The organism is Caballeronia sp., from assembly GCF_028292365.1.
Lineage (GTDB): Bacteria > Pseudomonadota > Gammaproteobacteria > Burkholderiales > Burkholderiaceae > Caballeronia.
Genome location: NZ_JAQGMM010000443.1, coordinates 1 through 10001, shown reverse-complemented (window position 1 = coordinate 10001; position 10001 = coordinate 1). Strand labels below are relative to the sequence as shown.

Annotated in this window: 8 protein-coding genes and 1 pseudogene; 7 read left to right on the top strand and 2 right to left on the bottom strand. The window is 60.6% G+C overall.

Annotated elements, in window-relative coordinates; translation table 11 throughout:
- Window positions 1-389, top strand: a pseudogene (locus tag JWR14_RS26365) (hypothetical protein); the annotation flags it as partial.
- A gap of 879 nt (window positions 390-1268) precedes the next feature.
- Here JWR14_RS26365 and JWR14_RS26360 read toward each other — a convergent pair.
- Complete coding sequence (locus tag JWR14_RS26360; RefSeq protein ID WP_299714419.1) at window positions 1269-2099, bottom strand: IclR family transcriptional regulator C-terminal domain-containing protein; 831 nt, start codon at window positions 2097-2099, stop codon at window positions 1269-1271.
- Between the two features lie 119 nt (window positions 2100-2218).
- Between JWR14_RS26360 and JWR14_RS26355 the strand changes: the two genes are divergently transcribed.
- The 6 genes from JWR14_RS26355 (at window position 2219) to JWR14_RS26330 (ending at window position 8769) form a co-directional block, all read left to right on the top strand.
- Window positions 2219-3502, top strand: coding sequence for an aromatic ring-hydroxylating dioxygenase subunit alpha (locus JWR14_RS26355; RefSeq protein WP_299714417.1), 1284 nt, complete (start codon window positions 2219-2221; stop codon window positions 3500-3502).
- Between the two features lie 2 nt (window positions 3503-3504).
- Window positions 3505-3975, top strand: coding sequence for an aromatic-ring-hydroxylating dioxygenase subunit beta (locus JWR14_RS26350; protein ID WP_299714415.1), 471 nt, complete (start codon window positions 3505-3507; stop codon window positions 3973-3975).
- A complete protein-coding gene (locus JWR14_RS26345; RefSeq protein WP_299714412.1) occupies window positions 3972-5021 on the top strand; it encodes a 4-hydroxythreonine-4-phosphate dehydrogenase PdxA in 1050 nt (349 codons plus the stop codon). Before JWR14_RS26350 ends, JWR14_RS26345 begins: the two co-directional genes overlap by 4 nt.
- A 30-nt stretch (window positions 5022-5051) precedes the next feature.
- Window positions 5052-6047, top strand: coding sequence for a 2Fe-2S iron-sulfur cluster-binding protein (locus JWR14_RS26340; RefSeq protein ID WP_299714409.1), 996 nt, complete (start codon window positions 5052-5054; stop codon window positions 6045-6047).
- Between the two features lie 44 nt (window positions 6048-6091).
- Window positions 6092-7444 carry an MFS transporter gene (locus JWR14_RS26335; RefSeq protein WP_299714406.1) on the top strand — a complete coding sequence of 451 codons (1353 nt, stop codon included), beginning with the start codon at window positions 6092-6094 and terminating at the stop codon, window positions 7442-7444.
- Between the two features lie 188 nt (window positions 7445-7632).
- Complete coding sequence (locus JWR14_RS26330) at window positions 7633-8769, top strand: porin (RefSeq protein WP_299714403.1); 1137 nt, start codon at window positions 7633-7635, stop codon at window positions 8767-8769.
- A gap of 532 nt (window positions 8770-9301) precedes the next feature.
- Here JWR14_RS26330 and JWR14_RS26325 read toward each other — a convergent pair.
- Window positions 9302-9490, bottom strand: coding sequence for a hypothetical protein (locus JWR14_RS26325; protein WP_299714400.1), 189 nt, complete (start codon window positions 9488-9490; stop codon window positions 9302-9304).
- Window positions 9491-10001 lie beyond the last annotated feature (511 nt).

The window sequence follows — 10001 nt, the reverse complement described above, 5'->3', positions numbered from 1 at the left end:
AGGCCCGGGAATGGATAGCAATAGCGCTACGCGGATCAGCCTCGGCGCACAGATACAAGTCAGATCTGTGGACTGACAGGCGCCTTCGTTCCTTGATCGCAAGGGATCTCGGAATCAGCTTTTCCCGTGTGTACGTCAGACAGCTCATCATCGACCTCGGATTTGCCAACTGCCTTAAACCCAAAAGCAGCTCGCACGTCAGGCCGAGCCAACAAGTGTCGACGGCAACATTAATGTCCTGGCTAGCCGCGTCGTTACGCCATTCCCCGAAAGCACAAGGAATCGTAGCTGATACCTGGACCAACGAGCGGCTTCGCGCGGCGATCGAACGCCGCTTCGGCATTCGATATTCGATATTCTCGCGGCCATGTCTGGAAGATCGCGACTGATCTCGAACTATCTCATTTGATACGTAAAGCGCGTCGTTAGAGCAGAGAGCCGTAAGCATTGCTGGCCGACACCGCAAACGCATGCGTGGGCGACAGCGACCGGCCAGGGGCAAATGCCGGCCCAGCTACGGACGCTTGCTTTCGTCGTCGTGCGGCCGTTCCACCGATGGCTCAGCTTGGTTAACGGATCTTCATCGTGACTATGCTCGTCGCCTCCCCGGCCAAACGGGCGGTCGCTCCTTGCTTCGGACCGTAAAGGAACGACTACCGGAGGGACCCGTGATTCCAGTTTCGCTGTCAGTCGGAGTTGCCGATCGGCAACTAAATTCACTGAAGCAAAAACGGAGCACTCATTGAGGCGTTTCGTGAGGTCGGAGTATTGCTGCGTATACGGGTCGTCTCTTCCCCGGAGTTGCTGCGGGTGGATTTATCGACGAAATTCTGCGGGCAATGGCGCACCGACGCCGGACGCTCCGTTCTCCCATGTGACCGAGCAGGGACGGCTGGGTTTTCTCACCGGTTAGATGTCGATGTGGACGGAAGATGGCAATGCTGGGCATCCGAAGGCGTGGTCGGACCAACGATCCGGGAAGGGGCCAATTTGATTCCGCGATGGATGCCATCTACGCCGCCTATATTTCCGGCTGAAACGTAACCGGCGCGTACTTTCGGCGGCTGGCTGGACGATTGAGTGATGCACATGTCGAAATCGACTTTGTTACTCATGGACCGTCTCCTGCAGCCACTTGATATTGGGGTAGCCGTTTATCCACATTTTCGGTAAGCAGAGAAACGCCATATAGCAACTTGCCGCACGATAACGCAAAAAAAACACAACACCATCAGCGGACCGTGCAAACCAGCTAACCGGTCAAAAAGTCAAAGGGACCGCTGCAGTCGTGCAGCCACCGCAAGCAAGACTGGAAGAAAGGTTTCCTGCAATGTCGTTACGTTTACGCGTCCGGAAAACACGCTGACGCTCAGTGCGGCCTCGATCTCGCCGCTGCGATTTCTCACCGGCACTGCCATCGCGCACATGCCGATTTCCAGTTCCTCATTGCTGATTGCATAGCCGTCTTGCGCCGCACGCTTCACCGCCTGCGTGACGGTGTCCAAACTCCCGAGCGTGCGAGTGGTCAGGTGTTTCATCGGGACACGGTCGAGATGCCGACGAATCTCGTCCTCCGACAAGCCCGATAGCAGCACGCGCCCGGTCGCCGAGCAATATGCAGGCAGTCTTCCCCCGAGCTTGACTCCAGTCGACACGATTCTGATCGCTTCCGCGCGGGCAATGAACACCGAATAACCCTCGTCCATGACAGCAAGCGATACCGATTCCTGCAGCTCGTCGCGCGCACTCGCAAGCAGCGGCTGGGCAATTTGCGTCAACGACGACGTGCTGAGGTAAGCACTCCCAAGCCTGAGCATCCGTGGCAGCGGCGTGAAGAATTTGCCGTCGTGCGCCAGATAGCCAAGTTCGACAAGCGTCAGCAGGCACCGGCGCGCGGCGGGGCGGCTCAGATCCGCGTGATGCGCGGCATCCGACACGGTCATGCGCGTGATCGACGCACTGAACGCCTCGATGATCGCGAGCCCCTTGGCCAAGCCCGCCATGCCTTCCTTCACACGGACCTTGCCACCCAATTCAATGTCTTCCATAGGCGACGACATGCCCGCCTGCACGTTGACAGGTTCTTTGATGGATGTCATATTTGATTTAAATATCGAACAATGTACGGTATTCGAACACATTCAATCGAGTCCGTCAACTCGGAACGGCAGACGAAGGCCGGCGACGTTAAACGGCCCTGCAATACATGGAGTGAGCAATGAACATCATCCCCATCGTGCCAGCCCGGCGCGCCGGCCGCGCCAGCATTACGTGGCCGTCCGAAGGCCTGACGCGCGTGCCCTATACGCTATTTCAGGATGAAGACGTCTACGCCGACGAGCAGGACGCAATCTTCCGCGGCCCGAACTGGAATTACCTATGTCTGGAAGCGGAAGTGCCGAATCCGGGCGACTTCCGCAGCACCTTTGTCGGCGATGCGCCGGTGGTGGTCACGCGCGATACCGACGGCGAGCTCTATGCGTTCGAGAATCGCTGCGCGCATCGCGGCGCGATGGTATGTCTCGAAGACCAAGGCAATGCGAAAGATTTCAGCTGCGTGTATCACGCGTGGACCTACAACTTGCAAGGCGATCTGCTTGGCGTCGCGTTCAAGGACGGCATTGACGGCAAGGGCGGCATGAAGGCGGGCTTCTGCATAGGCGACCACGGTCTGCGCAAGCTGCGCGTGGCGACGCTGCACGGCCTCGTGTTCGGCAGTTTCTCCGACGACGTACCACCGCTCGATGAATACCTCGGCGACGAAATCGTCGAGCGCATCGCGCGCGTGCTCGAGAACCGCACGCCTGTCGTGCTTGGCCGCTTCACGCAGATGTTGCCGAACAACTGGAAGCTTTACTTCGAGAACGTCAAGGACTCGTATCACGCGAGCATCCTGCATCTGTTCTTCACGACGTTCCAACTGAACCGGCTGTCACAGCGCGGCGGCATCATCGTCGACCCGAGCGGTGGCCATCACGTCAGCTACTCGGCCGTCGACCATGCCGTCGAAGCTGCGGTGCAAGCAAAAGCCGCCAGCAATTACGCCGATCAGAAGATCCGTTCCGAAAGCGAGCATCGGCTCGAGGACAACTCGGTGCTGGCCGGCATGGATGAATTCGGCGATGGCGTCACGCTGCAGATTCTTTCCGTGTTCCCTGGCTTCGTGCTGCAACAGATCCAGAACGCGATCGCGGTTCGCCAGATTCTGCCGCGCGGCACTCAGCAAACCGAACTGAACTGGACCTATCTTGGTTTCGAAGACGACACCGCTGAGTTGCGCGAAATGCGCCTGCGGCAGGCGAACCTGGTCGGGCCGGCGGGATACGTGTCGATGGAAGACGGCTGCGTCGGTGGCTTCGTGCAACGCGGTATCGGCGGCGCGAGCGACAGCAACTCGGTGATCGAGATGGGCGGCGACAGCACCGAAAGCAGCGCGAGCCGTGTCACGGAAGCGTCGATCCGCGGCTTCTGGAAAGCCTACCGCAACGCAATGGGATATTGAACATGGCGCACGACATTCATCAACTGATCGCGCGTGCACAGGCCGACTACGCGCGCTGCATCGACGACGGCGATCTCGCGCACTGGCCGGACTTCTTCACGCAAGCATGCGTCTACAAGATCACGACCGCCGACAACTACAAGCGGGGTCTGCCCGGCAGCATGATCTACGCGGCTTCGCGCGGCATGCTGGTCGACCGAGTCGCCTCGCTGCGGGACGCCAACATCTATGAGCGCCACGGCTACCGGCACCTCCTCGGGCATCCTTATATCGTTGACGAAAGCGCCAATGAGGCGCGCAGCGAAACGTCGTTCATGGTGGCGCGCATCATGCGCGACGGCTCGACGAGCCTCTTTGCGACCGGCCGCTACTGCGACGTATATGTCGTGGAAGAGGGCGCTGTGAAGCTGCGCGAACGGATCGTCGTATGCGACAGCTCGCGCATCGACACGCTGCTGGCGCTGCCGCTATGACACGAACGATGACCCGCGCCATGACCGTCGGGCTCGCGATCGGTGACCCCAACGGAATCGGCCCCGAGATAGCCGTGAAGGCGGCCGCGCAGATGGCGAGCGCCGGACGCGATAAGCACGATGGACATTCGCAAACACGCCTCGTCCTATTCGGCGACGCCTTCGTGATTCGCTGGTATGCGCAGCGTTGCTGTCCTGAGTTCACGTTGCGAGAAGTGCAGCCGGACGCTTTGCCTGCGCCGGAAGGCAGCACGATTGATGTCGTCGACATGGTCGATGGTGCAGCGCTTCCCGCCGATGCATTCGTGCCAGGCACGGTCGCGGCTGCGGCCGGCACCGCCACGCTCGCTTATGTCAGCGCCGCGCTTCGTGCCGCGCGAGCGGGCCATGTCAATGCCGTGATCGCGTGTCCGCATTCGGAGACGGCGATCAATGCGTCGGGCGTACGTTTCGCCGGCTATCCAGGCTTCGTCGGGCAGGAGATGGGCTTGGCGGCCGAGGACGTCTATCTCCTACTGATCGGGGGTGGCCTGCGCATCGTCCATGCGACTTTGCACGAGGGCATCGCATCTGCTCTCGCTCGGCTCGACCAACGCCACGTCGAACGCGCTGCGCGGGCCGCCGTGCAGGCGCTGCAATTGATGGGCATCGAGCATCCCACGGTCGGGCTGATGGGTATTAATCCGCATGCAGGCGAGGGCGGACTCTTCGGGCGGGAGGACATCGACATCACCGAACCCGCCGCGAGGAACTTGCGCGGCGAAGGCATCACGGTGGTCGGACCGCAAGGCGCAGACCTGTTGCTCGCGAATTCCGACGTCGATGTATTCGTCGCGATGTATCACGACCAGGGCCACATACCCGTCAAGCTGCGCGCCGGCCGGCATTCGGCGGCGTTGTCGATCGGCGCGGGCGTGGTGTTCTCGAGCGTTGGACACGGCAGCGGCTTCGACATCGCCGGCAGGCTGCGCGCCGATCCGGCACCGCTGCTCGGCGCCATCCGCCTGATCACAACCGGAACCGTGCTCCCCGCGCAGGCTGGCTGAAACGTCTTCATCGCTCATCGAGGCCACATTTTGGATTATCAGATTTCCGTCGCACAAAGCGACGTCGCGTTCCGCTGCGATGCGGGCGAAACCGTGCTCGACGCCGCCGAACGTTCAGGCTACGCCGTGCCGTATTCGTGCCGCAAGGGTGTGTGTTCGACCTGCGAAGGCGCAGTGGTGGTTGGCGCGGGCCGCTCATCCGTGCAGGGCGATGTAGAAGGCCCCGCCGAGCGCGTGCTGCTGTGCTGCCTGCGGCCGTCTTCGGACATGACGATCGGGCCTCGCAAGATCGAAAAGCGTGAACCGGTCGTGCGCAAGACGCTTGACATGTCCGTGTATCGCCTGACGCAACCGGCCGCCGACGTGAGCGTCCTGCAACTGCGCATGCCGACTGGCGTGCGCGTGAAGTTTCGCGCCGGCCAGTATCTGCAGATCGAGCTCGAAGACGGCAGCCGTCGCAATTACTCGATGGCAAATCCGCCCCACGAAAGCGACAGCGTCCAGTTGCACATTCGTCACGTGTCGGGCGGCAAGTTTTCCGAAGGCTTGCTGCGCCGGCTGGAGAAAGGGCAGAAGCTGCGTGTTGAGCTGCCGTTTGGCGAGTTCTCGCTACAGGACGAATCGACGAAGCCCGCGATCCTGATTGCGACCGGCACGGGCTTCGCACCGGTCAAGTCGATCGTCGAGGACGCCATCAAACACCAGCTTGAGCGTCCCCTGTATCTGTATTGGGGGGCACGCTGCCTCGAAGACCTGTATCTCGTCGAGCTGGCGCAAAAGTGGCACGCAAGCGGCAAGTTGACATTCGTGCCGGTGCTCTCCGAGCCGCACGAGAGCTGGAGCGGCCGCAGCGGGTTCGTGCACGAGACGGTTCTCGAAGACTTCGGCTCGCTCGCAGGCTTCCAGGTCTATGCCTGCGGCAATCCGGTCATGACGAGTGTCGCGCACGAGACGTTCGTGAAGGCGGGCCTGCGCGACGATGATTTCTTCAGCGACGCCTTCGTTCACACAGATATACGCCCCTAGAGAAGGCGTAACACCTTCCGACAATAATCAAGGAGACAAACACCGTGGCATCCCACCTCATCGACGTAGCCGAGGTCATTGAACGCCAGAAGGTCGGCCGAGGACAGTGCCTCGTAGTTTTGCTGTGCGCGCTGCTGATGTTCCTTGATGGCTTCGACACGCAGGCCGTCAGCTACATCGTGCCCGCGCTTGCCAAGGACTGGCATCTGCCGCGCGAGATTCTCGGTTCGATTTTTTCCGTCGCGCTCGTTGGCTTGATGATCGGCTACCTCGCCATCGCACCGCTGTCGGCGCGCTTCGGCCACAAACGCATGATGCTGGCGAGCAGCGTGCTGTTCGCGGTATTCACGCTGCTGACCGTATTCGCCACCAACGTTAGCGAGCTCATCGGCCTGCGCTTTTTGACCGGTATCGGCCTCGGCGCGGCCGCGCCGAGCGCGGTGGCGCTGACCTGCGAATTTGCACCGAAGAGGCTGCGCGCCACCTTCGTGCTCCTGGTGTATTGCGGCTTCTCGCTCGGCTTCGTCGTGGCGGGACTCACCGCCGGCGCGCTGATGCCCACGCACGGCTGGAAATCGCTGATGCTGGTCGGCGCCATCGCGCCGCTTGTACTAACAGTGCCACTCGCCTGGCTGCTGCCCGAGTCGCTTGCGTTCCTGCAACGGCGCCCGCAAGGCAAGGAGCGGATGCGCGTGATCTTGCTGCGGCTGTATCCGCGTCTTGAAGTGCCGGTTGGCAGCACGTTCCGGCTCGAGGGTCAGGGCGAAACGCGTGCGAGCGTCGTGGCGCTTGTGAAAGGGCGCACGTCGGCCGGAACGCTGCTCCTCTGGCTGATCTTCTTCCTGAATCTTGCCGAGTTTTACTTCATGCAGAGCTGGCTGCCCACGATGCTCACGGGCCTGCAATATTCCGCCGCGACTGTAGTCTGGGTGACGGCGTTGCCGACGATCGCCGGCGTGTTGTCGGCCGTACCGCTCGGCCTTGCGATGGACCGCGTCGGCCCGTACGTGACGCTCACCGTGATGTACCTGGCGGGCTGCGTATTCATGTGGCTTGTTGGGGACGCGTTCTCGGGTAGCGTCGCATGGCTGATGTTGATGGTCTTCTGCGCCGGGTTCTGCATCAGCGGAGGACAGAAGAGCGTGATCGCGCTCGCGGCCGTCTATTACCCGATTAACCTGCGCTCGACAGGCGTGGGCTGGGCGCTTGGCATTGGTCGGCTCGGCGGCATCGCGGGGCCGCTTATTGCGGGCATGTTGTATTCAGCGCACTGGACACCTGCAGAAATCTTCCGCTTCTCGGCGTGGCCTGTACTCGTCGCCGGCATCGGTGTGTTCGTCATGGGGCGCATCTACGGTTCCCGTCCCGTGGCCGTCGAGGTGGGCGCCACGCACTAGATCAGAAACAGACCAGAGCCTGCGTGGACACCCACGCCAGGTCATGGGCTTTCAGCCGGGATGGGGTTCCCTTTCCGGCTGATCTACCGAAGTACCACCGCCGAAATAATCATTTTAAAAACCCAGTGATGTTTGCCGTTATCTCGCTCTCTCGCGAGAAAACGCGGACTTGTCACGTCGGAGACATTATGAAAAAAACTAGAATCGCCTTGTTGACCCTGCCGCTTCTCGCAAGCGTCGCTCACGCCCAAAGTTCAGTCACGCTGTATGGTTTCGTCGATGCCGGACTCGTGTACGTGAACAACCAGTCCGGACACTCGAACGTGGAAACGATCACGGGACAGACGAGCGGCAGCCGCTGGGGCCTGCGCGGCAGCGAGGATCTGGGCGGTGGCCTCAAAGCGATCTTCACGCTCGAAAACGGCTTCGACACGTCGAACGGCAAGCTCTTGCAAGGCGGGCGCGAGTTCGGCCGCCAGGCGTTCGTCGGGCTCGGTAGTGACACTTGGGGTGCGGTGACGCTTGGCCGTCAGTACGACCCGATGACGGAACTCATCGGCGAGATTGCCGCGACTTCGATGTGGGCATGGCTTGGGACTCATCCGGGCGACTTCGACGATCTGAACTCGACCTTTCGCGTGAACAACGCGGTGAAGTACCAGTCGCCTAAGTTCCGTGGCCTCCAGGCGAACGGCATGTTTGCGCCCGGCGGCGTGGCGGGTAATTTTGCGTCGGGGCGGGTCTATACGCTTGGGCTCAAGTACTCGAATGGTCCGCTAACCGCCGCGTTCGCCTACGACAACATCAACAACCCTTCGGTATCGGTGCTCGACAGTGCGCTTTCGCCGGGCCAGACCGGTTACGTGACGCCGGGCCGTAGCCCCGTGTCTAGCGGCTACGCTTCGGCGAACGTGTGGCAGATCGTCGGCGCGGCCGTGTCGTACAAGATCGGGCGGGGCAGCATCGGGCTGGTCTACACGAACACCCGCTTCCAGGATATCCGGCGCACCGCTTCCACACCGAACACGGGCAACGCGCTTTTCAACAGCTACGAAATCAATGGGCGCTATTACATCACGCCCGCGCTGCTGATCGGCGCGTCGTTCGACTACACGAAAGCACCCCACGCAAAGTATGAGCAGATCGATTTCGGTCCGAACTACTCGCTCTCGAAACGCACCGACCTGAATCTGGTCGGCGTGTGGCAGCGTGCATCGGGTGTCGATTCGACCGGTCATGCGGCGGTCGCGGCAATCAGTACGCTCGGGCAGTCGTCTACTCCGACCCAAGTTGCCGTCAAGCTTTCGTTACGTCACCGCTTCTAAACCTGTAGGGGCTAGAACGGTGCGCGGAGATGTCGGCGGTCGCGGTGAAGGGAATGACTGCTTCGCCCCTCGCAAGCGGCCGATGTAAGCGCGCGGTGGCGAATGGCTCTTGAGATGTCGACAGCGGTCCTACGTGAATTGTCCTGTAACGAGCTGCGTTACGCGTTCAGCATCGGACGATCCCAGTCTTTCCGATTTACTGCTAGCTGTGCATCCGGTGCACACCATGGTCAACGAAAGACCGGATCCTGACACAGGAAGACTATTCGGAAACGAACAAAGACTTTTCCGTTAAGTCATTTATATTCGCCGATCACGGCGAAACATGCCGTATTTCTTGCGTTTTCAGCAACCACTTCCACCGCGCCGAGGTGCTGCCCGCATATATCGCGATGAACCTGTACGGTTCTCTTAAGGCGGGCATCGACCTGTCGGGCCTCGTCACTGCGGAAGCGGGCGGTTCAGCTTGATCTCTCGATTAGTCAGCACCGAACGGAACATCATCAAGGCGCACTGCCGCTTCGGCCCGACATTATTCGGCAGTTGGATCCTTAAGGATGAGTTCAGGTCCCTCGCCCTTCGGGATCGCCGCAGGTTGGCGGCTGAGGTTCGAGGAAGGCATCTGAGGCTGTGCTTCGCGTTGAAGCAGCGCGAGAAGCTCCGGGCGTAATCCATCCCCTCGATGCGCAACCAACGCATGAAAAGAAAGCAATGGCAACATGGTGGACTCCTGTTAATGATATTTACCGTCGTTAATCTTGATCTGTAGTGACTCGCTTGTCGCTTGACGGGATGCGTCCTCTGCAGAGACTTCAACCTATCGTCGCGCGCAGCTAAAAAAACTCCGTTTCTTGCGGTTTAATCTCGCCGGGCGTTGGACCGCGTCGTAATCGAACGGATCGTCCGTTTTAAACGCGAGGGCAGTTGTACTGGCAGCGGACCTTCGTGCGAACAGCTGACTCACCTTGCGGAATTGCAGCGCAAGAAACGGATTGTTGCGACGGCTAGCCGGCTCTACGCGCCAAACCCGCTCCGCGGTAAGCCGCCGGTCGAAACGGTTCGTCCTACTTCAGCGGCAGTTTTGCGGCAGCATAGCTCAGCGGTATACCCGGCCAGTTATTGACGCTTCCTTATCCTGCGAAGCCGACCTCAATAGCCAAATGTCGGCAAAGGCCGACGACCTGCCAGATCACACGGAAAAAAGAACGACTTGAAGCGGCCGTTGCGGCGGC

Coding starts and splice junctions, on each gene's coding strand:
- JWR14_RS26360 (WP_299714419.1), bottom strand. CDS start 2,099: ATGACATCCATCAAAGAACCTGTCAACGTGCAGGCGGGCATGTCGTCG.
- JWR14_RS26355 (WP_299714417.1), top strand. CDS start 2,219: ATGAACATCATCCCCATCGTGCCAGCCCGGCGCGCCGGCCGCGCCAGC.
- JWR14_RS26350 (WP_299714415.1), top strand. CDS start 3,505: ATGGCGCACGACATTCATCAACTGATCGCGCGTGCACAGGCCGACTAC.
- JWR14_RS26345 (WP_299714412.1), top strand. CDS start 3,972: ATGACACGAACGATGACCCGCGCCATGACCGTCGGGCTCGCGATCGGT.
- JWR14_RS26330 (WP_299714403.1), top strand. CDS start 7,633: ATGAAAAAAACTAGAATCGCCTTGTTGACCCTGCCGCTTCTCGCAAGC.
- JWR14_RS26325 (WP_299714400.1), bottom strand. CDS start 9,490: ATGTTGCCATTGCTTTCTTTTCATGCGTTGGTTGCGCATCGAGGGGAT.